We start from the raw sequence: 22,883 nt of genomic DNA on the forward strand, positions 1-22,883 counted from the left end.
TGGAGCTGGAGCTGGAGCTGGAGCTGGAGCTGGAGCTGGAGCTGGAGCTGGAGCTGGAGCTGGAGCTGGAGCTGGAGCTGGAGCTGGAGCTGGAGCTGGAGCTGGAGCTGGAGCTGGAGCTGGAGCTGGAGCTGGAGCTGGAGCTGGAGCTGGAGCTGGAGCTGGAGCTGGAGCTGGAGCTGGAGCTGGAGCTGGAGCTGGAGCTGGAGTGTCTGCGACCTGAGTGGTTGCGTTTGCTTCTTTTTCCAACTGCGCCAACGTCGGTTCTTGTATTGAATTCTGTGTGGTTTCGCCTTGCACGGCATTGGGTGGCATGCGCAGGGTATATGCTGCCATCTCCTCTACTTCGACAAGATGATTGAGGGCATTGAAAACGAAGGCACAGCGGCCGCAGCGGACTTTGCCGTTGTAAAGCGCCAATTGCTCTGGCGTGACCTTGAAGCAGGTTTGGCAATTAGGGCAGTGCGTGACCTTCATTCACATCCTCAATGTTTTTTGGTGCCTGAGATGCAGGTCCAGCCATCATCGAATACAGGCTCATCCAGATCAAACCAGGCGGAGTAGATCTCAACGATCTCTTGCGCCTGACTTTCCAGGATGCCGGAAAGCGCAATTCGCCCACCAGGACGGCAGCTGCCAGCCAGTAATGGGGCTAACATGCGCAACGGGTTGGTCAGGATGTTCGCGACCACCACATCATAAGTAATACCAGGCATCGCGTCTGGTAAGCAGAATGTGGCCTGGACTTGATTTTGTTCGGCATTCTGATTGGACGCAACAATTGCCTGCGGATCGATATCGACACCAAGGCAATCGCCGGCACCTAGCTTCTTGGCTGCAATTGCCAGGATGCCTGAGCCACAACCATAGTCCAGCACAGTTTCCCCGGCCTGCAGATGTTTATCCAGCCACTGTAGGCAAAGGCGCGTAGTGGGGTGACTGCCTGTGCCAAAGGCCAAGCCTGGATCCAACTGCAGGTTGATGGCTTGTGGGTTGGGTGGTTCGTGCCAAGTGGGCGTAATCCAAAGACGATCAGAAATACGGATTGGATCGAACTGGGCCTGTGTGGCGCGCACCCAATCCTGTTCTTCCACCGTGGTGGACTGGTAAGCCGGTACTGCGATGCCGCATTGAGTAGCCGCCTCGGCAATAATGCCGCTCACATCGGCATCGGCATCAAACAGCGCAATCACGTGACTGGCCTCCCAGACGGTATCACTAGGTTCACCAGGTTCGCCGAAAATGGGTTGCTCGGAATCCGTTCCAGCGTGAGCATCCTCAATACTGGTGGAAAGAGCACCCAAATCAAACAGGGCATCAGAAAGTGCATCTGCGTGACGTGCGTCAGTTGCAATGGTAACGGAAAGCCAGCTCATGTTTCTCGATTCAAACGCTTGAAGATAAAAGCAACAGCCGGCATTGGGCCGGCTGGGTATTTTATCTGAATGACATCGCTAAGCGACAATAAAATTGCGGATCAGCGCTTGTTTCGCTGTTCCAGCTTGTGTTCCAAGTAGTGAATGCTTGTACCACCACGCTGGAAGGACGAATCATTCAGTAGTTCGGTATGCAATGGGATGTTGGTCTGAATGCCTTCCACCACCATCTCAGACAGGGCAATCCGCATTCTGGCCATGGCTTGTTCACGAGTATCACCGTAGGCAATTACCTTGGCAATCATCGAGTCATAGTTCGGCGGTACGAAATAACCCTGGTAAATATGCGAATCCATACGAATTCCGGGGCCGCCAGGTGGGTGATAGGTCGTAATCCGGCCAGGGCTTGGTGTGAATTTGAATGGATCTTCAGCGTTGATACGGCATTCCATGGCATGCCCACGCAAAACCACATCTTTCTGGGTGTATCGCAGTTTTTCACCAGCGGCAATGCGAATTTGCTCTTGCACAATATCGATGCCAGTAATCAGTTCCGTCACTGGATGTTCAACCTGAACACGAGTGTTCATTTCAATGAAATAGAACTCGCCATTTTCGAACAGGAATTCGAAGGTACCAGCACCACGGTAACCAATCTTACGGCAGGCTTCGGCGCAAGCTTCGCCAACCCTTTTGCGCTGCTTGTCGGTAATGCCCGGAGCTGGTGCTTCCTCAATCACTTTTTGATGGCGACGTTGCATCGAACAATCGCGTTCGCCCAAGTAGATGGCGTTACCGTATTCATCTGCCAGTACCTGAATTTCAATGTGCCGTGGGTTTTCCAGGAATTTTTCCATGTAGACCGTCGGGTTGCCGAAAGCAGCTTGTGCTTCGGCACGCGTCATATTGACCGAGCTGATCAGGGCCGCCTCAGTATGGACCACGCGCATACCGCGACCACCACCACCACCGGCTGCCTTGATGATGATCGGGTAACCAATCTTCTTGGCGATCTTCGTGATTTCTGTCGGGTCTTCCGGTAGGGCGCCATCTGAGCCTGGTACGCATGGTACCGATGCGGCCTTCATTGAATCCTTGGCGGATACCTTGTCACCCATCAGTCGAATGGATTCCGGACGTGGTCCGATGAATACAAAGCCGGATTGTTCCACGCGCTCCGCAAAGTCCGCATTTTCCGATAAGAAGCCGTATCCTGGGTGGATTGCTTGGGCATCGGTGACTTCAGCTGCGCTGATGATGGCAGGAATGTTTAGGTAGCTTTGTTGACTGGGTGCCGGGCCGATACAGACAGATTCATCGGCCAGTTTGACGTACTTCGCCTCGCGGTCGGCTTCGGAATGCACGACCACGGTCTTGATACCCATCTCGCGGCAGGCGCGCAATACGCGCAGCGCAATTTCACCACGATTGGCGATCAGTATTTTTTCGAACATGGATGACTCCGTGAGGAGTGAGGAATTGCATGCAGTCTGTATTTCAGACTGATACGTGCCTCACGAAACTTAGCCGATGATGAACAGGGGTTCGCCGTATTCCACCGGTTGGCCGTTCTCGATCAGGATGGCCTTGATCACACCGGCTTTTTCAGCTTCGATTTCGTTCAGGAGCTTCATGGCTTCAATGATGCATAGGGTATCGCCAACATTGACTTGCTGACCTACCTCGACAAATGACTTTGAGCCGGGGCTGGGGGAGCGATAGAAGGTCCCAACCATAGGAGATTTGATTGTTTCTCCTTCAATCGCAGGCGCAGCTGCTGCGACTGGCGCTGCGGCCTGGGCGGGCACAGGTGCCATCATGGGGGTGCCACCCATTTGCATGGCTTGTGGCAGAATAACCTGGGTCGGTTGTGGTGCATAAGCAACTGGGGCATTGGCAGAAACACGACTGATGCGGACCTTCTCTTCGCCTTCAGTGACTTCAATCTCGGCGATGCCGGATTCCTCCACCATTTCGATCAGCTTTTTTAGTTTGCGCAAGTCCATGCTTGTCCTTTCTTATCTGTATTCAGGGCCTTAGGCGATTTTGCCAGCGAGTTGGCGGAGGGCGTATTGCAATGCCAACTCATAACCCTGTGCGCCCAGTCCGCAAATGACACCTTCCGCCAAATCAGAGAAAAAGCTTTTGTGGCGGAACGGCTCGCGGCTATGAACGTTGGAGAGATGTACTTCAATAAACGGGATCTTCACCGCCGCCAGCGCATCGCGAATGGCGACACTGGTATGCGTGAATGCGGCGGGGTTGATGATGATGAACCCGGTGTTGTCGTTATATGCCTGATGAATGCGCTCGATTAGAACGTGTTCGGCGTTGCTTTGCAGGCTGCTCAATTGCAAACCGGCAGCTAAGGCCACTTGCTGCAATCGGGCATCTATATCCACTAGGCGATCCGCACCATACAAATGCGGCTCCCGCATGCCGAGCAGATTGAGATTGGGGCCGTGCAATACCAGAATGTCTCGCTTCACAGCGGTCATGGGTGCATCACAGGCGTTTTGAACATCACAGCAGTTTGCAGCAAGATCAGCGAAGTTGTCTAGCGTTCACTGCAATTTTGCTGTTAAGGCATGCGTTTTGGATAGCTTGGATTGGCTGCGGAGCCGCGCTGCCGGTAGGGTTCACAGCATATATGCGGAGAAACCCTGAGGCAAGCAAAAGTTCCTACCGGCCAGTCTAGCCAAGCACTTGCTCAATCGCCGCTTCCAGCTTGGCTTTCGACAGTTTTCCAGCCGCAATCGAGACAATCTTCCCTTGGCGATCAATGACTGCGGTGAACGGCAATCCACCTATCTTGTTGCCAGCAGTACGCATCATCTCCATAGCTTGTTCTTCACCGAGCAGGGTGGGGTAGTTGATGCCAAATTCTTTACTGAATTTAGCAACTGCCGCCTGCTCATCAAGCGCAATGCCGACAAATTGCACTCCTTTGTTACGATATTTTTGCTGTAATTCGACAAATTCGGGGATTTCCAACCGACAAGGTTGGCACCATGTCGCCCAGAAATTGACGATCAGCACTTTTCCCTTCCATTCGCTCAATTTGTACTGTTTTCCGTCCAAACCGGGTAAGGAAGTTGAAAAAAAGTCCACCCCGATGGCTGCGGCTGGCGGGGTGACTGTTTGTGCGGAAAGTGGCTGCATGAAAGCGGTCAATACTCCGGCACCCAGGCCGGCGACTGCCACCGAGGTGGCAAGAAGCATTTGTTTGACTTTGGTCATCATGTTGTTCAACTTAGGGTTGGATCAGACGATTAAGGGTATCCAGAAACTGATCAGCGGGTTGATAGCCGACTACCTGCTCCGAGTGTGGCTGGCCCTGACCATTGAAGAAGATGATGCCAGGTGGGCCAAATAGTCCAAACCGCTTCAACAACTGCTGATGTTCTTTAGTGTTGTCAGTCACATCGGCTTGCAACAGTACGACATTGCTCAATTTACTGACAACCCGGTCATCGCTGAACGTGAAACGTTCCATTTCTTTGCAGGATACACACCAGTCTGCATAGAAATCGAGCATGATTGGTTTGCCTGCGTGGTTGACCAACGCGGCATCCAGATCAGCAGGGGAGTTGATTCGCTGAAATGCCAAGCTGGAATGCGCTGTGGGCGTGCCAGGTTGGTTTGCCAAGGTGAAGGATTTCAACGGTTGCAAGACATCCCGATTGCCAGCTAGCGCGCCTAGCAGCAATGCACTGCCACCTATCAGGGCTATCACCCCTACGCCTTTCCATAGCTTTCTCCAACCACTGGCATTACTGGGCAAGGGATCAAGTGCATGCAGGTAGATGGCACATATGATCAGCAAGGCGGCCCAAGCCAGCATATATGCCAGCGGTGGCAGGATCGGTGTGGCGATCCAGATTGCAACGGCCAGCATGACGGTACCGAAAATTGCTTTAACGGTATTCATCCAACTGCCAGCGCGTGGCAGGATATGTCCACCGAACACACCGACTGCAATCAAGGGAGCGCCCATGCCCAATGCCATGGCATACAGTGTCGAACCACCTAGCACGACATCCTTGGTGGCGCCGATATAGCCCAATGCCATTGCTAACGGCGGCGCTACACATGGCCCGACAATCAGTGCTGACAGTACGCCCATCCCGAATACCGAGGCATAATGCCCCCCCTTGAGGCGGTTCGATTGGTTGGACAAACGACTTTGCAAGCTGCTGGGAAGTTGAATTTGATACAGGCCAAACATTCCACCGGCCATGATGACAAAGAATATGCTGAACAAGCCCAGCACCCACGGCTTTTGCAGCGCATTACTCAATAATGTGCCTGTGAGGCCAGCAGCGATACCTGCCACTGCGTACGCAAGCGCCATACCCTGTACATACAACATGCTGAGCAGAAACCCACGGGCTTTACCAACGGTGTGCCCTTGTCCGACAATAATGCCAGACAAGATGGGGATTAACGGGTACATGCAGGCAGTAAAAGCCAAGCCTAGCCCTGCCAAAAAGAAAAAGCCCAGCAGACTGACCAGGCTTTTGCTTGCAAATGGATTGGCGGTGCCTGGCGGGCCAGATGCATCTGCCCCGAACAGTTTGTCCAGCTTAGTGGTCCCGACGCCGTTGCTGCTGCCTGGGCTAAGCTTCAGATTATGTGTGTAGGGGGGATAACACACGCCGACGTCCGCACAACCTTGTGATGTAACCTTCAAGGTGATGGGGCCGGATAGGGGTTGTGACAGCGGTAGTGTGAATTTCAGTATGTCACGATAGGTTTCAACCTTGCCGAAGTAGTCGTCTTGTTTGATTTTACCCGGTGGAAACCTAGCTTCGGTCACGCTACCAGCCGGTTCCAGCTTGAACTTGAAGCGTTCACGGTACATATAGTAGCCGCTGGCAATGTTGTAGCTGATTTCAACGGTTTGCGGATCAACCAGACGGGCCTGGGCAGCAAAAGCCTGCTCAGGTGGTAACAAATCTGTTGAACCTGCTGCATGGGCAGTCAGGGCTGCCATGCACAGTATGATCAATGCAATGAATGGGCGAAGCAGACGTGACATACTTGTTTTTCTGTAAATCGGCGCCATTTGATACATAAATCGCGTCGTTTGGTTGATCGGGTGAGTGAGTCTACTCTTACCATCAGCTCAAATCAAAGTGCCTTTGTTGCAGGCGCGGTGCCATCATTTGCTCGGTTTTCAGCAAGCATTTGGCCATAAAGTTAAGAAACGTTAGATCAAATGTGTTCGACAAATTATTTCGAACCTGGCGAACTCTCGTTGGCGACCCAGTTCAAATATTCTGGTAAGCCTTTGTCGATGTTGACCGCGATGATTTCGGGAAGTTCATATGGGTGCGCTGATCGAATGGCGGCTTCTACGGCAGGATAGCGGTCCGCACGGGTTTTGATCAGTAGCGGGATTTCACAGGCCGTTTCGGTTTTGCCTTGCCATCGATAAACAGATGTCGTACTTGGCAGAATGTTGATGCATGCTGCCAGTTTTGCTTCGACCAGATCTGTTGCCAACCGATGGGCGCTCTCGGTATCTGGCAAAGTGGTAATGATGAGTAGCGTTGTCATATTGAAGGGTTAGTCATGGTTCGAATTGTGTTGTTTATTTTACTTGGATTCCCGGTGCTTGAGCTGGCGACCACTTTGTGGGTTGGCTCAATGATTGGTGGGTGGATCTGGCTGTGGCTGCTTGGTTCGTTTTTAGGTGGGATGCTGATTCTGAAAGGTCAGCGTTTGGGTGCGCCATTGCTGATCATGCAAGCGTTGAAGAGCGGTAACCCCGTTGCTGGTATGTTGTGGAATGTGCGGATTGCGTTGTGCGGCATCATGCTGATTGTGCCTGGTGTGTTGAGTGATGCGTTGGCATTGCTATTGCTGCTACCGTGGCAGCCTAAGTTTGCAACTGTCAAAATGCCGCAGGACGATACCATCGAAGGAGAGTATCGGCGAGTAGACGATAGTTTTACCCGTTTGCGCTGATTGGGGTTCCTTTGACGAAAACGGCCCAGGTAGTCGCCGCCCGGGCCGATGTATTTCTAAATGGTCATTCAAGCAAATGTTCTGGTGGCTTGGTGCTACCAGTAATGGCGACCACTTTGCGGCGAGATGTCTCACCTGATTTCAGGCGGACCTCCCTAATGGGCACCTCAAACCGGTTTGCGATGAAAGCCAGCAAAGCGGCATTGGCCTTGCCATCAACGGGTGGCGCTGCCAGGCGTATTTTCAATGCATCGCCATGGAGTCCGACAATCTCTGTTTTTTTGGCACCTGGCTGAATGTGTAGTGTCAAGGTCAGCACGCCATCCTGCAGTCGGTACCAACTCACCAGTTAGTACTCATCATGGCGAACATGGCACCCTCCATGTAGCTGATAGGTACCATCAGAATCAATTGCAGGATCAACAGTAGCACCAGTGGGCTCAAATCTACACCGCCAACGGTTGGAATGCGTTTTTGCAAAGGGCGCAGGAATGGATCGGTGATACGGCCCAGAATAGGAGTCAATGGGTTGCCATAGGAGCTGACCCAGGACAGGATGGCTTGAACGATCACCGCGCCAATCAGCAAGTACAACGACAGTTGCAATACATGCACCAGTGCCAATAACATCAATCCGATCAGTGCGGTGGGCATTGCAAAGCTGACCGAAATTGGGAACAGATGGATGATCAGGAAGTCCTTCAGCAGGATGGTGAGCCAAGCCAGTAGTAATGTTGCCGTATCATAACCGCCGACGGATTTGACCAAGCGTCGAGTAGGCAACACAATCCAATTGGTAAAGGCCAACAGGAATTGTGGCAGCGGATGCTGAAAGGGCGCCTTGACTACCTGTAGGTAAAAACGAAGTAGCAAGGCGAGGGCAAAAAAGCCCGCGATGTTTTCGATCAAGAAACGCAATGCTTGCGCCATTTGCGACATACCATTCCTCTTTAATATGTTTTGGTAACAGGTATCTGTGCAAACTACTGTTTGCTCAATGCATCACCCAGCTCTTGTCCACGGTAGCTGGCTGCGGCGATTCCCGCGCCAATACTTTCTTTGACACCCGATGCCTCCATGCTATTGAGGGCTGCCTCAGTAGTACCGCCCTTCGAGGTGACTTTGGCACGTAGGGTCGCGGCATCGTCAGCACTATCCATTGCCAATTTGACTGCACCTTCAAAGGTGGCGTAGGTCAGCTTACGGGCATCGGTGTCTGAAAAACCTAGTGCCTTGCCTGCCGCCATCATGGCTTCCATAAAGTAAAACACATAGGCGGGGCCGCTGCCCGACATCGCAGTGATGGCATCCATCTTTTGCTCAGCATCTACCCACACGACCTGTCCAACAGCGCGCATGATTTGCTCCGCCTGATCGCGCGCATTGTGTCCTACCCCGGATGCTGCAAACAGACCTGAAATGCCGGCTTGTACCATGGCTGGGGTATTGGGCATGACACGCACAATGTGCTGGTAGCCATTCAACCAGCTAACCAGCGTGTCAATGCGGATGCCAGCTGCGATGGAAATCACCAACTGATGCTTGAGCTGGCCGGCCAGTTCACCAGCGACTTCTTTCATGCTCTGCGGCTTGACGGCAATCAGTACCACATCACTGCTAGGCAACCCAGTGGATAGCGAGGCCTGCGAGCGCACGCCGAATCGATTAGCCAGTTCAGCACGTTTTTCCTGACTGGGTTCGATCACGCTTAGGGATTTGGCATTGAATCCCTGTTGCAGCATACCGCCGATGAGCGCGGTTGCCATATTGCCTCCGCCGATGAAAGTAATGTTCATAGTGATCGTCTAATTGGGTTCAGTGGGTTGGCGTTTGCCAAAAATTGCGGTGCCGATGCGCACAATGGTGGCGCCTTCGGCAATGGCGATGGGCATATCGGCAGACATACCCATCGACAACGTATCCAGACCAAAACCATGTGCATTCAGTTCCGTCAGGCAGTTGGCCAATGCCCGGAATTGCCTACGAAGCGCGGTGTCATCGTTGGTGGCTTCTGGAATACACATCAAGCCACGCAGCTGAATATTTGGCAATTGCTGTATTGCATGGGCTATTTCTGGTACATCATTCAATCGGCAGCCGCTCTTGCTGGTTTCGCCGCTGACATTGACCTGGATGCAAACCTGCAGTGGTGACAGATTGGCTGGGCGTTGGGCTGATAGCCGCTCGGCAATTTTCAGCCGGTCGATGCTGTGAGCCCAGTCAAAGTGTTCGGCGACCAAGCGTGACTTATTACTTTGTAACGGACCAATGAAATGCCATTCAATTGGTAGGTCTGCCAATGCCAGAATCTTGGCAACGCCTTCCTGAACGTAGTTTTCACCAAATGCACGTTGTCCTGCTTCGAATGCTTCTTGTACAGCTTCAGCAGGGAAAGTCTTGCTCACGGCCAGCAATCGAACTGACCCTGCTGGCCGATGGCATGCGGCTTCGGTGGCCCGGATATGACCGTTGACTGCTTGCAATGCGGTTTTTATTGTGCCCATAATGAATTTCAGCGTTTTCTGATGCACTTCTTGATGCACTTTAGTACATGCGCCAATCCGCATCTGGTGCGGGTTTGAAACAACTTTTGGCGTGAATTTCGGGAGATTATAAATGGAAATATCGGAGCTGCTTGCGTTCGCGGTCAAGAATAAGGCCTCGGACTTGCATCTCTCTGCCGGCTTGCCCCCTATGATCCGGGTGCATGGCGACGTAAGACGCATCAACTTGCCGGCAATGGAGCACCGTGATGTTCATGACATGGTGTACGACATCATGAACGACGGACAACGTAAAGTGTATGAAGAAACGCTGGAATGCGACTTTTCGTTCGAGATCTCCAATCTGGCCCGTTTCCGGGTCAACGCCTTCGTTCAGAACCGCGGTGCAGGTGCGGTGTTCCGTACTATTCCATCCAAAGTGCTGACACTGGAAGACCTGAACGCACCACGTGTGTTTACTGAAATCTCGCAACAACCACGAGGTATTGTACTGGTAACTGGTCCAACCGGTTCCGGTAAGTCGACCACGCTGGCAGCGATGATCAACTATATTAACGAAAACGACTATGGCCACATCCTGACCGTTGAGGATCCGATCGAATTTGTGCATGAATCCAAGAAATGCCTGATCAACCAGCGTGAAGTTGGCCCGCACACCATGAGCTTCAACAACGCGCTGCGTTCTGCATTGCGTGAAGACCCGGATGTGATTCTGGTAGGTGAAATGCGTGACCTGGAAACTATTCGCCTGGCCTTGACGGCTGCTGAAACTGGTCACTTGGTGTTCGGTACCCTACATACCAGTTCTGCAGCCAAGACCATCGACCGTATCGTCGATGTATTCCCGGCAGCAGAAAAGGAAATGGTGCGGTCGATGTTGTCAGAGTCACTACGTGCCGTGATTTCGCAAACCCTGTTGAAGACCAAGGATGGCACCAGTCGCTGTGCAGCACATGAAATTATGATTGGTACACCGGCGATTCGTAACCTGATCCGCGAAGGCAAGATTGCCCAGATGTATTCCGCGATTCAGACCGGTCAGAATGTGGGCATGCAGACGCTCGATCAGTGTCTTACCGAATTGGTTCGCCGCAATATCGTATCGGTTGGTGAAGCAAGAACGAAAGCGGCCAACAAGGAAAACTTTATGTAATCGCATTTGCAGGATTGCTGAATGGTATGGGAACGGTGGCTGCTTATGCGGTTTTTCGTATGTATGTCTCGATGCTGGCAAACGGCGCATGTGTGTGACGCTGATTTATCAATGCTGATTGAAACTTGAGATGTACATGGTTTCAGGGGAGCTGACATGCTGGCCTCGATCCTGTACTCGCATCGTTGGTTGCCTGTGACGCTGGTATGGCTGGCCATGCCAGCTGTCGCTCGAGACATTAATGTGGCGTTGGGTGATGTGCCGCAGCATGATCTGTGGCGGCAGTTGATTGAATCCATGAACCAGGTCGCTGCACCAAACCGATTTGTTGTGCAGGGTGTGTACCCGTTCAAAAGATCGCTTTCCATGTTGGAGTCAGGCTTGATCGACGCACATGTGCCGATCGTAGAATTGTCCCGCATCCAGCATGAGCCAGTGCCTTACACATACTCGACCGTCACATTGTTTGAAACCGTGTTTGTTGCATATACGCGACGTGATAATGCTGATGTCTTACCAGGCAACATGCGGTACTATCGCGTTGAAACCGATCCAGGGCATCGTGACTATTTTGATTTTCCGGTGCAGCCGTCGGCCAGTATTGAATCCAGCCTGAGAAAAGTAGCAGCGGGGCGTATTGATGCTTACGTTTTTTCTTTCAGGCCGGTGGATGAAGTATTGTTGCGGCTCAAGCTCAGCAATATCAAGCGTACTCGTTATGCTGGCTTCAACGTCAAATTTGCCCTGCGGAAAGACGGCAATCAGGCTGAGGTGGACAGATTGATTTCAACTGCAATAGGCAAACTGTTGGCCAACGGGCGGTTCGATGCACTGTTGGCCTCGGTTACCGCCAACCCCTATCGAGACTGGCAGCCTTGGCAGTTGCCGCAGCATTCGCCGCAATGAGATTGCGGTAAGGAGACACCATGGAAAGAGATCAAGCGTCCAAATTCATGCATGACTTGCTGAAGTTGATGCGCAGCAAGAATGCATCTGACTTGTTCATTACAGCGGATTTTCCCCCGGCGATTAAAATCGACGGTAAGTTGACCCCGGTGTCCAATCAGGCATTGTCACCCCAGCACACAAGAGAGCTGGCCCGAGCAATCATGAATGACCGCCAGACTGAAGAGTTCGAAGCTACCAAAGAATGTAATTTTGCCATCAGCCCCCCCGGCATTGGTCGTTTCCGGGTCAATGCCTTTGTACAGCAGGGCCGTATTGGTATGGTCCTGCGGACGATTACGACGGAAATCCCCAAATTCGATGACCTGGGCTTGCCTCAAGTATTGAAGGATGTGGCGCTGACCAAGCGCGGTTTGGTTATTTTCGTTGGCGGTACCGGGTCAGGTAAGTCAACTTCTTTGGCTTCCATGATTGGTTTCCGTAATGAGAAAACCTACGGGCACATCATCACCATTGAAGATCCAGTGGAATATGTTCACGAGCATATCAATTGCATCGTGACCCAGCGAGAAGTCGGTGTCGATACCGAATCCTGGCACGCAGCATTGCGTAATACACTGCGTCAGGCACCAGACGTGATTCTGATCGGTGAAATTCGTGATCGTGAAACCATGGATTACGCGATTGCCTTTGCGGAAACTGGTCACTTGTGTATGGCAACTTTGCACGCCAACAGTGCCAACCAGGCATTGGACCGGATCATCAACTTCTTCCCTGAAGAACGTCGTCAGCAGTTGTTGATGGACTTGTCGCTGAATTTGAAGTCATTCGTGTCACAACGTTTGATCCCACATCGCTCTGGCAAGGGGCGGGTTGCTGCTGTGGAGGTGATGCTGAATTCTCCATTGATATCGGACTTGATCTTCAAAGGTGAAGTGCATGGCATCAAGGAAATCATGGCCAAGAGCCGTGAACTCGGTATGCAGACCTTCGACCAAGCCTTGTTTGATATCTATGAACAAGGCCGAATCACCTATGAAGATGCGCTGCGCAATGCGGACTCGGTAAACGACCTACGCCTCAAGATCAAGTTGGATTCCAAGGAATCGAAGAATCGCGATGTGATGGAAGGTATCGATCACCTCGATATTCTCTGATGATTTGCTGCGGGTTGAAGATGGGGGCACATTGTTGTGCCCCCACTTTTTTGGAGTATCGAAATGACAATCTTTGCATCCGTTGCGTGCCCAGAATCCCCCTGCATTAAGTTGTGCAAGTTGGATAATGAGGGCAAATACTGTGTCGGGTGCTTGCGATTTCTGACAGAAATTGCCCAATGGAGGGATATGACGCCCGCTCAGCGTGCAGAGATCTGGCAGCAGCTAGACAAACGGCATGCGGCGATCGCTGCTGGAATCTTGCTGGATCAACTCTACTGACAGTACGTTGTCAGTAGCCCTTGTTTAAAGTGTCTCCATTGAGCCAATGGGGCTCATTCACTCTGTCTAGGAGACTTGTCATGAATGCCATTAACTGGTTTGAAATTCCTGCTGCAGATTTTGATCGTGCTGTTCGATTCTATCAAACGGTCTACCATGCCGATTTGCGTGTGGAGGCGTGTGCTGACGACACGCCCGTGGCTATTCTCCCTTATGATCAGCAAACTGGTGTGGGTGGGAGTATCGTCAAGGGACTGAATTTGCAACCCAACGAAGCTGGTGTGCGTATTTATCTGAATGGGGGACAAGACTTGACGGTGATGTTGGGTCGCGTGAACGAGGCTGGTGGCGAGATTGTGATGGAGAAAACCAAGCTGCCGGGCGACATTGGCTACATCGCACAGTTCCGCGATAGCGAAGGTAACGTGATCGGCCTGCATTCGACGCATTAAGGTGGCTTGGCCTCGATGCCTCAACCGAGGTGGCGAGCAGTTCGGGGCGCATTTTTACGCCCTGTCTGTGCAGGCTGGCTTGGATTCTTTTCACTGCTCGTCAGGAGGAGGCTGATGTTCAGTTGTACGGCTACCTTATGGAGTCAAAGGAAATCGATGAAATTTGCTTATACCATTGTGTACGTTGCATCAGTGCCGGAGACACTGGCATTTTACGAAGCAGCCTTTGGTTTGACATGTCGATTCCTGCACGAATCTGGCCAGTATGGGGAATTGGAAACGGGTAGCACGGTATTAGCTTTTGCCACACATGAAGTGGCAGAAGCAAACCTGGGCGGGCACTACAAGCCTGTCACGGTAGAGGGGGTGGTGATCGGTATTGAGCTGGCTTTTGCGACGGTTGACGTGGTCGCGGCTTATCATAAAGCTGTGTCTGCCGGTGCAGCCCCATTAAGGCCGCCTGCAAACAAGCCTTGGGGACAAACCGTCGCTTATGTGAGGTCCCGTGAAGGAATGCTGATAGAACTCTGTACTCCTATGGGCGGATCGTAACGCAGGCGGGTTTGTACCCCGATTCTGTTAGGAGGTGAACCATGCGCCGCGCAGATCGTTTGTTCCAGATTGTGCAGTTATTGCGCGGCCGGCGTACCGTGCTGACTGCACAGGCGTTGGCCGATGCACTGAATATCTCAGTGCGTACGGTTTATCGTGATATTGCCGATTTAATGGCCAGTGGTGTGCCAATTGATGGTGAAGCCGGGGTTGGATATCGGTTGGCTCATGGTTTTGATTTGCCACCATTGATGTTCGATCGCTCGGAGCTTGAATCCTTGTTGGTCGCCGCGCGGATGCTCAAGGCTTGGGGCGAACCACAGTTGGCGCGTTCAGCGCAAGCGGCCTTGTCAAAGATTGAAGCTGTATTGCCGAAGGACTTGCGCCCTTCGTTTGGACAGTCTGGTTTTTACGCAGTCGAGATGCGTAACTACCCAGTAGCACAGTTGACCCCACTGCGTGAAGCGATTCTGACGCAGCACAAGATTGGCTTCGACTATGTGCGTGCTGATGGAGAGTCTTCCCGTCGGACGGTTTGGCCTCTTGGTGTATTTTTTTGGGGGGCGGTCTGGACATTGTGTGCATGGTGCGAACTGCGTGAAGATTTCCGTAACTTCAGAGTGGACCGTATGGCCGCCATCATGTTGACTGACGATCAGTTTCACCATCAATCTGGGCGAACGTTGGATGATTTCCTGCGTTTGGTGTGTGCAGGTACCGCAAACAAATAAGTGCGGTTAGCTCCAGGGTTTGTCTTTAACATTATAGACCATGGGCTGCAGTTGACTGGGGAGCCGTAAGTTCGATGCATTCTGACAGTGAACCCTATCTGCCAATATCCTGATGATGCCTGCCGCAATACTTTACCGTGTACTTTCTGACCTGACATCTGGCACGCCAAGACAGGTGCTGTTTCTTGAATTGGCACGGACAGTCGGGCTCACATCTCCGTCATCGTTGTCCTGGACAACACGGTTTTTGGTATGGCTGTTACCTATGTTAGGTCCGTGGCATTTGCGTTGGTGGTTGCAGCAACAAGGTGTTGCCGGATTGGCTGTGTTCTGCCCCCCAAAGGGTTGGTACGGCAAATATTGGATCAGCGGGGGGCAGCGTGGTGCGGTGGCAGTGATGTGTGTTGTTGCTGGTGGCGTGGCTGCGGGTTTACCAGTGGCCGGAGTATTTTTGATGGCATTGGTGGGGCTGATGCTGGGTGTGTCGTGGCAGGGTCTTTCTGGTTACATTGATGGTCGCCTGACCTGGTTGGATCGACAGGCCGAGCAGGCGTTCAGGCATGATGATCCAGCCCAGTATCCTCCAGAGGGAGCCGCAACGTTAGAACTGATTGCTTTGTCTAGAGGGCTGGCGCCTACTGTTGCAGCCAAGCTGGCTGAAATGATTCGGCATTATCCGGATCAGGCACTGGATGCCGTGACGCGAGAGTTGTTATGTCTGGACGAGATGCCTTTGATCAGCCCGATGGCCGCTACATGGCGGGGTATGGCCGGTTTTGTGATGGGGTATGTGCCAAGTATGGTTTTGTTAGGCTTGGGAAACCACATGGGGTGGGTTTTATCGGCATATGTTGTGCCGTGTGCAGGGTTGTTGGCAATGATTTGGTTGCAACGAGGTGAATCGCTGGCGATGAGTAAAGTAGTCGGTGGTGCCATAGTGGTGTCTGGTTTGTTGTTTGTGCTCATCTGGTTGTTAAGGCATTTACTATGATGTGATCCAGGGCGCGCATCGTGCACGCCCCGGTATATGACTGATCAGCTGCCTGGCACGACACCAATACGTTGGTACATTGATATGGCGGGTTGATTGAAACTACGGCTATACCAATGTGCGTTGGCCATGACTTTTTTTACATAGTCGCGGGTTTCGGTGAACGGGATGGTCTCGATATAGATCGCAGCTTCCAGTGGTCTACTTGCTTTCCAGGCCTTTGCTCTTCCCGGACCTGCATTGTAGGCTGCGGTGGCCAGTACTGGCTGGCCTCCCAATGTGTCCAGAACATGCTTCAGGTAATAGGTGCCTAGCTGCACATTGGTACCGATCTCGTTTACCATGTCCGCGCGGAACTTCTTGTAGCCCAAGCGTTTTGCAACCCACTGCGCGGTGGCTGGCATCAGCTGCATCAAGCCAGATGCGCCGACGTTGGAGCGGGCTACTGTAACAAACCGACTTTCTTGGCGCATCAGGCCGAATACCCAGGCTTCATCCAGTTCGATCTGTTTGGCGGCATCTTGTACCACTTCCCGATATGGAGCGATGTATCGTAACGAAAAATCGTGGACGTCTTTGGTTCGTTCCGCCGTGTAGATTGCACGGTCATACCAGAAATTGCGGGCAGCCAGTTCTGCAGCAGCAATGAGTTGGGTATCTTCCATGCCCCTTACACCCCAGTTCCATTCCCGTACTGCATCACCACGTTGGTCCAGTCGATATAAGGTGAGTGCGCGGGATAAGCTGGCCAGTCGTCGCATGCCGTTGATTTCGCTGTCGCTGGGGCGATAGCGACCGGCCGCCACATCCGCTACATTACCCACTTCTTCACGTGCCAATAAGCCGTAGAAATGGTGTTCGCGAGACAGTGGTGCAAACAGTTCATTGGCCTCTGGTACACGGCCGAGTGCTTTCAAGCTGCGGGCTCGCCAATAGCGCCATGTCCCTTCAGCCTGCTGAGTATTACTCATGCTTTCAATGGTGGCCAGGACGGCTTGCCAATTTCCCGAGCGAAGGGCAGAACGGGTTTTCCATTCCAGTTGGAGAGGAGAGAGGGCGATGTTCCCGGCCATTTGAAACCATTCCAATGCTTCCGGACGGTTTTTGCGAGCAGAGGCCAGTGCAAGTTGTCCCCAAATATAGGCTTGATCGGCAGCGTTGAAGTGATCCTTCATCTCGCGTAGCAATTCCACACCTTGATCTGGATCGGTACGCCCTATCCGTAACATGGCATAGATGGCGAGTTCCCGGCCACCGCGAGTACGATAACTAAACTGATCTTTCTTGAGTGCTGCTTGCGGACTAGCCGCAACTTGATCCAGCTGTTTGCTACTGAACGCTTGGTCGGTTGGGACCAGTTCAATCATGCGCTTCATCAGGCCCAGGTTGTTTTCTTCCTGAGCCAGCCGAATCCGTTCCCAAATGTTGTCTTGTGTTACCAAACCATTGCTACGGAGCAGCTCAAACAGTGGGCCGCAACCATCAGATTGATCCTTGCCAGAAAACCATAAAGGTCGGGCCGCTTGCAGGGCGGTCATGTCCTTCAGAGCGTGTCGTGCACGGTATTGAAAGCAGTTCAGTTCTGCATCGCTGTTGATCAAGGCAGGCCATTCTGCACTGAAGGTCTCCCAGCGTTCTGCTTTACCCAGCTGTTTGAGCCAGTCGGCACGAAGGCGATCCGCAAGTTGGCTGCCAGAATAGGTCTGCAGAAACTGCTTGATCTGTGGCTCCGGTATCTCGTCGATTTGGGCTGTAATCAGCCAGTATCGTGGGTAAATCTCAAGTTCATCGCCTTGCATTTTTTCAGCAAGACGTTCCAGTCTGGGAATGTCCTTGGCACGGTAGGCATCTCGTGCTGTATTGAATTCATTGGCAGAAACGGCAGCGTATGAAATAGCTGGCGTCAATAGTAACAACAGGGGAAAGACAAATCGATTCATGAGCGCTATAGTTGAATGCTTTGCCCCTTATCAAACGACAGCCAGATATCCGGCTGCCGTCAGGAAGAGGGCGAATTCATAACGATACCATATCCATGCCGTACCTCAGCCTGAACCCCACAACCGGCGAGTGCTTGCAGGCATTCGACAATCACACAGCATCTGATGTTTCACATATTCTCGAAAAAGTTGCACATGCTCAGGTTGAATGGGCGGAGCGCTCATTAGTTGAGCGTGCAGCCGTCATTCGCCAAGCAGCCAATCTGCTACAGCAAGGCCGGGTGGACTTTGCCGCGTTGATTACACGGGAGATGGGCAAACTCAATCGAGAAGCCTTGGACGAAGTCGACAAGTGTGCTGCTTTACTGCGTTGGTTTGCTGACAACGTTTCATTCATTTTAGCGGATGAATCGGTCGATGGTGATGGCAATGTCATCACTTACGCACCATTGGGTGTGGTGTTGGGGATCATGCCGTGGAATTATCCGTTCTCGCAAGTGTTCCGATATGCAGGCGCTGCCTTGGTGGCAGGTAATGGTTGTTTGCTTAAACATGCCGCCAATGTGCCCCAGTGTGCATTGGCTATTGAGGCATTCTGGTACCAGGCGGGTTTGCCAGCAGATTTGTTCAGAGTTTTATTGATCGAACCAGATGATGTGCCTGTGGTGGTGGCGGCTCCACAGGTACAAGCTGTTGCATTAACAGGATCGGAAGCGGCAGGGCGCGCTGTTGCTGCGGTTGCAGGCGCCAATTTGAAGAAAACGGTACTGGAGCTGGGTGGTTCGGACCCGTTTATTGTGTTGGCAGATGCCGATCTGGATTGGACTCTGTCGCAGGCAACCCCAGCTCGGTTTACCAATTGCGGTCAATCCTGTTTATCTGCCAAGCGCTTTATTGTCGTGCCGGAAATCGCCGAACGGTTTGTCGAAGGATTGGCAAGTGTGGTTGCAAGGTTGACTCCTGGTGATCCCAATTTACCTTCGTCATGTCTGGCGCCCATGGCCCGTGCCATGTTACGTGACAAGCTTCACGAACAGGTTGTGACCACGCTGGCCATGGGGGCAGCGAAACAAGTAGGTTGCCAGCATGGGGACGGCAATGGATTGTTTTATCAAGCCAGTTTGATCGACCATGTGCCACCGGGGTCTCCTGCCTATATGGACGAATTGTTCGGACCTGTGGCGGCTGTGATTCGTGCGCGAAATGAGGCAGATGCGATTCGTATTGCCAATGACAATCGTTTTGGATTGGGGGGAAGCATCTGGAGCGAGGATCAGTCACGAGCCATTGAGCTGGCGAAACAACTAAAGGCGGGATATATCGGTATCAATCGGGTGTGTCGCTCAGATCCACGGTTACCATTGGGTGGGGTCAAGGCATCTGGCTATGGTCGGGAAATGGGTGCTGCGGGACTTCGGGAATTCGTCAATATCAAGGTTTTACGCGGTTAGTTGGTAAGTATGATGCAAATAGAAACCCGGGTAATAACCCGGGTATTTTCGTGCTGACAGATGATTAGCTACGACGACGTCGCAGCGTGTAGCCGGCACCCAACAGACCTAAACCAAACAGGGCCAGAGCGGTAGGTTCTGGTACTGCCTTTGCACGGATCCAGTTGTGATAGGCACTCAGGAGCATACCGCCCATTGCATCGCCAAATGCACCTTTAGGATGATCCCAGTTGATGCATTCACCTGTATTTGGGTCTTTTTCCAGGCAGCCCACACGGAAACCGAATGTGTTGTTACCAACCAATTGCAGTTCACCATTTACTTCGATGAATGAAGGGCCACCTGAGTCGCCACCACCGATGTTGGTTTCAACATCGTTGCCCAACGAGTCACCGCAGATAGCGACACCTAGTACGCTCGGGTCGCAGAATGCATCGCGCTTTTCGCCATTGCGATTGACTCCGTCAAAATCGGCATACCAGATCTCAGCTGGGCCGTTCGGGTCATAGCCTTGCTCGTCATCACCTTCCTGATAATCGAAAACGTTCTTGCCAGAGCGCTTGGTACGGAATGCCGGGTTAACGTTATAACCATCCCAGCCATCACCACTTGTGCCATAGCCAGCCATGGTGAAAACGGTACCCGGGTCGATTTTGCCATCGTGCAGTTTGTACCATTGAGAGGTAGTAGGGATGGCGCGTGGCAAACGAACAATTGCTACATCATCGTTGACGCAAAAGCCAGGCACGCCCACTGGGCAATTCCCAAACCCTTGGTAATCAGGATGCATGTCAACACGACTGGCTGTCACAACTGCACGACCATCGCTTCCAGGTGCGGATTCAGAATTGAAAATAACGCGTACATCATTACCAGGGCGGGTGATATCGATCACGTTACCTTGACCATTGGTATCCACGCAATGTCCGGCGGTGAGTACGTGCCATGGGCTGATGGCAGCGCCAGAGCAGATAAAGCTCTGACCATCATATCGGATGTTCAGGCTGACCACGCCGTTGAATTTGGACGTTGGCACATTGGGGTCAACTCGAGAATCGGGCGTGTCTGGTGCATGCCCTGAAGTGATGAGTGGTGTAGGTGCTTTGGCAATACCACTGTATACGCCAACCGGCACCGCAAATGCAGATACCCCAACGCTCGCCAGTACTGCGAACGAGACGGCCTTTAGGGTAGTGCGAAACTCTCTCCTGATTTTGGTATTCATTTTATTCCCAAGTATTGATAGCCGTACCTCTGACAGGTCACCAAGCTGGGGTGTTATCCGCCACGATGAACCCTGCCTCCCGCGATGTCCTTGCCCTTCAACATTCGATAACGAAGTCACTGGTGCGAACGACTTAAGCGGACTAGCAATATTTGTTCCATATCTTACAGGCTTGATATGAAAAGACTTTGTATATATTACAAGACGAATTTATTTAACGTTGTAAGAACAATCGACAACATCACATGTCACCAATCGATGTAAGTATAAGTGATTACGTATTTATGCGTAATTATGTAATTTAATATGTTTATGATTTTAATAATTTTTATTCGAAATCTTGACTGTAAAGAAAATCGACATAATCTAATGTGTACTACGTTTCAACCAATAGCAGAGAAAAATGAGATTGTTTTTCTAATATTCAGAAATCAAATATATGTATAGGAAATACATGCTATTCGATGTGACTTAAGCTATGGTAGGTGACATGCACTGAATTGGTGCATGTCATTTGAGTTCATTCTCTGTGAGCTAGGTTGCATTGCTCATTCTTGCGCGGAACCTTCTCTCTTGTTCAAGAATATAACGTTGTATTAGTTGTTCTGTCTGTGGCTGCAAATCCAGAAAGCGACACCCTGATCGATGAGTGCGAGTACCATTTCGCAAGGTGAAATCGAAGCTAGATCGGATTTGTAGAGACGTTACGATCAGCCCTACACCTGGCAGGTTGATACTGCAGTGCTCAAAGGTGAGGCCTGGTTCAAAATTGACTTCCAGTGGATAGCCAATGACACCAATACCGCCAATGCTGATGTCCATGACCTCAACTTCGACAGGCATTTGACCCGCGAGTGGAATATGGCATTTCAAGGTCTGGCTATAGGGGATCGTCAACCGGTAATAGCTCCTACGTTGCAACTTCAGCAGCCTAGTCGGTAATGGGGTGGTAAAAGCTGGCCGTCCTTCGAAAGTAGTTAGCTGGAAGGGAGGGGTGTCGAACTGCACTCGGACTCGGTCATGAGTGGAAACACACATCACGCGCTCGGTCAGTTGTAAATAGTGATTGGCTGCTTGGCTTGGCGTCAGGTCAAGGATAAGTTGTTTGGTGTCAGTTTGCGTGACCAAGATGGACGTCATTGCAAAATCTTGGCGGTCATTGAAGAATGCACTAATTGCGGCACGTTTTTTCGCCATTGCATTCAGGATAAATAATATTTCGGCAGATGATCGCAACAAATACGGGCTGTCTTCGCCCAGCGGTTTGACTTCGGCGACGATCAGGCGGCGGAATGATTCTTCAGACATGAGGGCCTGCACTCCTTACACTCCGCCCCATAAATCAGGGTTCACGACTTTGAACGTGGTGGGAGATTTCTGTGGTGTGAGTCATGCTGTGCAAGCACCGCCATTCGATGTTAGCAATGGGGCGATGATCACCTGTGTTTGCTGCGCGCTTCATAGCATCGGCTTGTCACTTTTAGATATGAAACAGGAAATGACGTTATCAATTATGCGTGTTGAATGGCATATTCCTCAATCAACCTTTCAACTTGATCAATTCGTGCACGATCAAGGGTGTTATTCTCATCTCTACTGGTACTGTTGCGGCGCAACTCATCTCGAGGGTATACCGTTGCACTGATGGGAATGTCATTCGAATAGAAGCTGACACTCATTTCTGCGCGATCATTAGGTAACGTCAAATGCCGGAACTTGATGGCATGGTTTAGCAAAAAAATCTCAACATCTTTGCTTGAGTCGGCAAACAGCTGGATGTTGATATCCGAATATCGACCAGCTGTTCCGCTTAAGACAGATCCCACCAAATAGGGATTGAACCGTTCCAGCAAGCGCATGACAACCAATGCCTCTTGCCGCAGGCTTGTCAGCAGCCTCCGGTGATCCTCCTTAAAATAGATATCACGATAAGTCTTAAGTGCCGATTCGATCTCATTATTGGTAGGCAGATTCTGTGGATCCTCTGTTCCAACCTGTCGCGCTGCTTTTTTCTTGGCTAGCCCAAAATCCTCAATGCCATCAACTGCGATCAACCGTGCTGCAATATGTGCGATTTGCTCACGAATTGACTGATTCCGGCCTGACCGTTCCCGTGGTTTTGGCATGTTCGTATCACTCGAGATGGCTGCATCCGGATTGGATGCAGCCTATTGAGAAGCAGCTGTTTCA

Annotated in this window: 26 protein-coding genes and 1 pseudogene; 11 read left to right on the top strand and 16 right to left on the bottom strand. The window is 51.6% G+C overall.

The features are described from left to right. Nucleotides 1-362, top strand: a 362-nt coding sequence (locus FFS57_RS25755) for a hypothetical protein (protein ID WP_249383913.1), incomplete at its 5' end; no start/stop codon positions are given. A 13-nt stretch (nucleotides 363-375) separates the two neighbouring features. Here the strand turns inward: FFS57_RS25755 and FFS57_RS26080 are convergent. The 8 genes and pseudogenes from FFS57_RS26080 to cutA all read right to left on the bottom strand — a co-directional run. Continuing rightward, nucleotides 376-477 (bottom strand): annotated as a pseudogene (locus FFS57_RS26080) (MJ0042-type zinc finger domain-containing protein); the annotation flags it as partial. Nucleotides 478-485: 8 nt separating this feature from the next. Then, a complete protein-coding gene (prmA, locus tag FFS57_RS05955; protein WP_137936856.1) occupies nucleotides 486-1,376 on the bottom strand; it encodes a 50S ribosomal protein L11 methyltransferase in 891 nt (296 codons plus the stop codon). Nucleotides 1,377-1,477: 101 nt separating this feature from the next. Beyond that, nucleotides 1,478-2,830 (bottom strand): acetyl-CoA carboxylase biotin carboxylase subunit, encoded by a 1,353-nt coding sequence (accC, locus tag FFS57_RS05960; RefSeq protein ID WP_137936857.1) that lies wholly within the window; start codon nucleotides 2,828-2,830, stop codon nucleotides 1,478-1,480. 69 nt (nucleotides 2,831-2,899) lie between these two features. Continuing rightward, complete coding sequence (accB, locus tag FFS57_RS05965; RefSeq protein ID WP_137936858.1) at nucleotides 2,900-3,382, bottom strand: acetyl-CoA carboxylase biotin carboxyl carrier protein; 483 nt, start codon at nucleotides 3,380-3,382, stop codon at nucleotides 2,900-2,902. A gap of 30 nt (nucleotides 3,383-3,412) precedes the next feature. Continuing rightward, nucleotides 3,413-3,874, bottom strand: coding sequence for a type II 3-dehydroquinate dehydratase (gene aroQ / locus FFS57_RS05970; RefSeq protein ID WP_171013663.1), 462 nt, complete (start codon nucleotides 3,872-3,874; stop codon nucleotides 3,413-3,415). Nucleotides 3,875-4,070: 196 nt separating this feature from the next. Next, a complete protein-coding gene (locus tag FFS57_RS05975; protein ID WP_137936859.1) occupies nucleotides 4,071-4,619 on the bottom strand; it encodes a TlpA family protein disulfide reductase in 549 nt (182 codons plus the stop codon). Nucleotides 4,620-4,629: 10 nt separating this feature from the next. Next, nucleotides 4,630-6,417 (bottom strand): protein-disulfide reductase DsbD, encoded by a 1,788-nt coding sequence (locus tag FFS57_RS05980; protein WP_137936860.1) that lies wholly within the window; start codon nucleotides 6,415-6,417, stop codon nucleotides 4,630-4,632. 194 nt (nucleotides 6,418-6,611) lie between these two features. After that, nucleotides 6,612-6,938, bottom strand: coding sequence for a divalent-cation tolerance protein CutA (gene cutA / locus FFS57_RS05985; protein WP_137936861.1), 327 nt, complete (start codon nucleotides 6,936-6,938; stop codon nucleotides 6,612-6,614). Nucleotides 6,939-6,953: 15 nt separating this feature from the next. Between cutA and FFS57_RS05990 the strand changes: the two genes are divergently transcribed. Continuing rightward, entirely contained in the window at nucleotides 6,954-7,349 is a 396-nt protein-coding gene (locus FFS57_RS05990) for an FxsA family protein (RefSeq protein ID WP_137936862.1), read from the top strand. Nucleotides 7,350-7,413: 64 nt separating this feature from the next. Here FFS57_RS05990 and FFS57_RS05995 read toward each other — a convergent pair whose 3' ends face one another. From FFS57_RS05995 to FFS57_RS06010, 4 genes are read right to left on the bottom strand one after another with little or no spacing between them, the layout of a single operon-like run. Continuing rightward, nucleotides 7,414-7,698: a DUF167 domain-containing protein gene (locus FFS57_RS05995; RefSeq protein WP_137936863.1), complete on the bottom strand. Its 285-nt coding sequence runs from the start codon at nucleotides 7,696-7,698 to the stop codon at nucleotides 7,414-7,416. Next, nucleotides 7,692-8,288, bottom strand: coding sequence for a YggT family protein (locus FFS57_RS06000; RefSeq protein ID WP_249383914.1), 597 nt, complete (start codon nucleotides 8,286-8,288; stop codon nucleotides 7,692-7,694). The genes FFS57_RS05995 and FFS57_RS06000 overlap by 7 nt, the downstream gene beginning before the upstream one ends. A gap of 44 nt (nucleotides 8,289-8,332) precedes the next feature. Continuing rightward, complete coding sequence (gene proC / locus FFS57_RS06005; RefSeq protein WP_137936864.1) at nucleotides 8,333-9,145, bottom strand: pyrroline-5-carboxylate reductase; 813 nt, start codon at nucleotides 9,143-9,145, stop codon at nucleotides 8,333-8,335. Nucleotides 9,146-9,154: 9 nt separating this feature from the next. Continuing rightward, complete coding sequence (locus FFS57_RS06010; protein WP_137936865.1) at nucleotides 9,155-9,853, bottom strand: YggS family pyridoxal phosphate-dependent enzyme; 699 nt, start codon at nucleotides 9,851-9,853, stop codon at nucleotides 9,155-9,157. A gap of 112 nt (nucleotides 9,854-9,965) precedes the next feature. Between FFS57_RS06010 and FFS57_RS06015 the strand changes: the two genes are divergently transcribed. The 8 genes from FFS57_RS06015 (at nucleotide 9,966) to FFS57_RS06050 (ending at nucleotide 16,077) form a co-directional block, all read left to right on the top strand. Next, a complete protein-coding gene (locus FFS57_RS06015) occupies nucleotides 9,966-11,006 on the top strand; it encodes a type IV pilus twitching motility protein PilT (RefSeq protein ID WP_137936866.1) in 1,041 nt (346 codons plus the stop codon). Between the two features lie 156 nt (nucleotides 11,007-11,162). Further along, on the top strand, nucleotides 11,163-11,912 hold the full coding sequence (locus tag FFS57_RS06020) for a type 2 periplasmic-binding domain-containing protein (protein WP_137936867.1): 750 nt from the start codon (nucleotides 11,163-11,165) through the stop codon (nucleotides 11,910-11,912). Between the two features lie 20 nt (nucleotides 11,913-11,932). Then, nucleotides 11,933-13,069 carry a PilT/PilU family type 4a pilus ATPase gene (locus FFS57_RS06025; RefSeq protein ID WP_137936868.1) on the top strand — a complete coding sequence of 379 codons (1,137 nt, stop codon included), beginning with the start codon at nucleotides 11,933-11,935 and terminating at the stop codon, nucleotides 13,067-13,069. A 63-nt stretch (nucleotides 13,070-13,132) separates the two neighbouring features. Continuing rightward, nucleotides 13,133-13,351: a DUF1289 domain-containing protein gene (locus tag FFS57_RS26245; protein ID WP_137936869.1), complete on the top strand. Its 219-nt coding sequence runs from the start codon at nucleotides 13,133-13,135 to the stop codon at nucleotides 13,349-13,351. Nucleotides 13,352-13,431: 80 nt separating this feature from the next. Beyond that, entirely contained in the window at nucleotides 13,432-13,803 is a 372-nt protein-coding gene (locus FFS57_RS06035) for a VOC family protein (RefSeq protein ID WP_137936870.1), read from the top strand. 156 nt (nucleotides 13,804-13,959) lie between these two features. After that, complete coding sequence (locus FFS57_RS06040; RefSeq protein ID WP_137936871.1) at nucleotides 13,960-14,355, top strand: VOC family protein; 396 nt, start codon at nucleotides 13,960-13,962, stop codon at nucleotides 14,353-14,355. A gap of 41 nt (nucleotides 14,356-14,396) precedes the next feature. Further along, nucleotides 14,397-15,086 (top strand): helix-turn-helix transcriptional regulator, encoded by a 690-nt coding sequence (locus FFS57_RS06045; protein WP_137936872.1) that lies wholly within the window; start codon nucleotides 14,397-14,399, stop codon nucleotides 15,084-15,086. A gap of 265 nt (nucleotides 15,087-15,351) precedes the next feature. Continuing rightward, entirely contained in the window at nucleotides 15,352-16,077 is a 726-nt protein-coding gene (locus FFS57_RS06050) for a VIT1/CCC1 transporter family protein (RefSeq protein WP_137936873.1), read from the top strand. Nucleotides 16,078-16,121: 44 nt separating this feature from the next. Here FFS57_RS06050 and FFS57_RS06055 read toward each other — a convergent pair whose 3' ends face one another. Continuing rightward, nucleotides 16,122-18,017: a lytic transglycosylase domain-containing protein gene (locus tag FFS57_RS06055; RefSeq protein WP_137936874.1), complete on the bottom strand. Its 1,896-nt coding sequence runs from the start codon at nucleotides 18,015-18,017 to the stop codon at nucleotides 16,122-16,124. Between the two features lie 95 nt (nucleotides 18,018-18,112). On the opposite strand from FFS57_RS06055, the gene FFS57_RS06060 reads away from it, so the two are divergent. After that, nucleotides 18,113-19,468: an aldehyde dehydrogenase family protein gene (locus FFS57_RS06060; RefSeq protein WP_137936875.1), complete on the top strand. Its 1,356-nt coding sequence runs from the start codon at nucleotides 18,113-18,115 to the stop codon at nucleotides 19,466-19,468. A 64-nt stretch (nucleotides 19,469-19,532) separates the two neighbouring features. On the opposite strand, the gene FFS57_RS06065 is transcribed toward FFS57_RS06060, so the two are convergent. The 3 genes from FFS57_RS06065 to FFS57_RS06075 form a co-directional block, all read right to left on the bottom strand. Then, on the bottom strand, nucleotides 19,533-20,693 hold the full coding sequence (locus FFS57_RS06065; RefSeq protein ID WP_137936991.1) for a trypsin-like serine protease: 1,161 nt from the start codon (nucleotides 20,691-20,693) through the stop codon (nucleotides 19,533-19,535). A 534-nt stretch (nucleotides 20,694-21,227) separates the two neighbouring features. Then, entirely contained in the window at nucleotides 21,228-22,001 is a 774-nt protein-coding gene (locus FFS57_RS06070) for a flagellar brake protein (RefSeq protein ID WP_137936876.1), read from the bottom strand. Nucleotides 22,002-22,204: 203 nt separating this feature from the next. Next, nucleotides 22,205-22,819 carry a hypothetical protein gene (locus FFS57_RS06075; RefSeq protein ID WP_137936877.1) on the bottom strand — a complete coding sequence of 205 codons (615 nt, stop codon included), beginning with the start codon at nucleotides 22,817-22,819 and terminating at the stop codon, nucleotides 22,205-22,207. Between the last annotated feature and the right edge of the window lie 64 nt (nucleotides 22,820-22,883).

Source organism: Chitinivorax sp. B, from assembly GCF_005503445.1.
GTDB lineage: Bacteria > Pseudomonadota > Gammaproteobacteria > Burkholderiales > SCOH01 > Chitinivorax.

Bases quoted from the DNA above. Each gene is read 5' to 3' on its own strand.
- prmA (WP_137936856.1), bottom strand. From the start codon at position 1,376: ATGAGCTGGCTTTCCGTTACCATTGCAACTGACGCACGTCACGCAGAT.
- accC (WP_137936857.1), bottom strand. From the start codon at position 2,830: ATGTTCGAAAAAATACTGATCGCCAATCGTGGTGAAATTGCGCTGCGC.
- accB (WP_137936858.1), bottom strand. From the start codon at position 3,382: ATGGACTTGCGCAAACTAAAAAAGCTGATCGAAATGGTGGAGGAATCC.
- aroQ (WP_171013663.1), bottom strand. From the start codon at position 3,874: ATGACCGCTGTGAAGCGAGACATTCTGGTATTGCACGGCCCCAATCTC.
- FFS57_RS05975 (WP_137936859.1), bottom strand. From the start codon at position 4,619: ATGATGACCAAAGTCAAACAAATGCTTCTTGCCACCTCGGTGGCAGTC.
- FFS57_RS05980 (WP_137936860.1), bottom strand. From the start codon at position 6,417: ATGTCACGTCTGCTTCGCCCATTCATTGCATTGATCATACTGTGCATG.
- cutA (WP_137936861.1), bottom strand. From the start codon at position 6,938: ATGACAACGCTACTCATCATTACCACTTTGCCAGATACCGAGAGCGCC.
- FFS57_RS05990 (WP_137936862.1), top strand. From the start codon at position 6,954: ATGGTTCGAATTGTGTTGTTTATTTTACTTGGATTCCCGGTGCTTGAG.
- FFS57_RS06000 (WP_249383914.1), bottom strand. From the start codon at position 8,288: ATGTCGCAAATGGCGCAAGCATTGCGTTTCTTGATCGAAAACATCGCG.
- proC (WP_137936864.1), bottom strand. From the start codon at position 9,145: ATGAACATTACTTTCATCGGCGGAGGCAATATGGCAACCGCGCTCATC.
- FFS57_RS06010 (WP_137936865.1), bottom strand. From the start codon at position 9,853: ATGGGCACAATAAAAACCGCATTGCAAGCAGTCAACGGTCATATCCGG.
- FFS57_RS06015 (WP_137936866.1), top strand. From the start codon at position 9,966: ATGGAAATATCGGAGCTGCTTGCGTTCGCGGTCAAGAATAAGGCCTCG.
- FFS57_RS06020 (WP_137936867.1), top strand. From the start codon at position 11,163: ATGCTGGCCTCGATCCTGTACTCGCATCGTTGGTTGCCTGTGACGCTG.
- FFS57_RS06025 (WP_137936868.1), top strand. From the start codon at position 11,933: ATGGAAAGAGATCAAGCGTCCAAATTCATGCATGACTTGCTGAAGTTG.
- FFS57_RS26245 (WP_137936869.1), top strand. From the start codon at position 13,133: ATGACAATCTTTGCATCCGTTGCGTGCCCAGAATCCCCCTGCATTAAG.
- FFS57_RS06035 (WP_137936870.1), top strand. From the start codon at position 13,432: ATGAATGCCATTAACTGGTTTGAAATTCCTGCTGCAGATTTTGATCGT.
- FFS57_RS06040 (WP_137936871.1), top strand. From the start codon at position 13,960: ATGAAATTTGCTTATACCATTGTGTACGTTGCATCAGTGCCGGAGACA.
- FFS57_RS06045 (WP_137936872.1), top strand. From the start codon at position 14,397: ATGCGCCGCGCAGATCGTTTGTTCCAGATTGTGCAGTTATTGCGCGGC.
- FFS57_RS06050 (WP_137936873.1), top strand. From the start codon at position 15,352: ATGTTAGGTCCGTGGCATTTGCGTTGGTGGTTGCAGCAACAAGGTGTT.
- FFS57_RS06055 (WP_137936874.1), bottom strand. From the start codon at position 18,017: ATGAATCGATTTGTCTTTCCCCTGTTGTTACTATTGACGCCAGCTATT.
- FFS57_RS06060 (WP_137936875.1), top strand. From the start codon at position 18,113: ATGCCGTACCTCAGCCTGAACCCCACAACCGGCGAGTGCTTGCAGGCA.
- FFS57_RS06065 (WP_137936991.1), bottom strand. From the start codon at position 20,693: ATGAATACCAAAATCAGGAGAGAGTTTCGCACTACCCTAAAGGCCGTC.
- FFS57_RS06070 (WP_137936876.1), bottom strand. From the start codon at position 22,001: ATGTCTGAAGAATCATTCCGCCGCCTGATCGTCGCCGAAGTCAAACCG.
- FFS57_RS06075 (WP_137936877.1), bottom strand. From the start codon at position 22,819: ATGCCAAAACCACGGGAACGGTCAGGCCGGAATCAGTCAATTCGTGAG.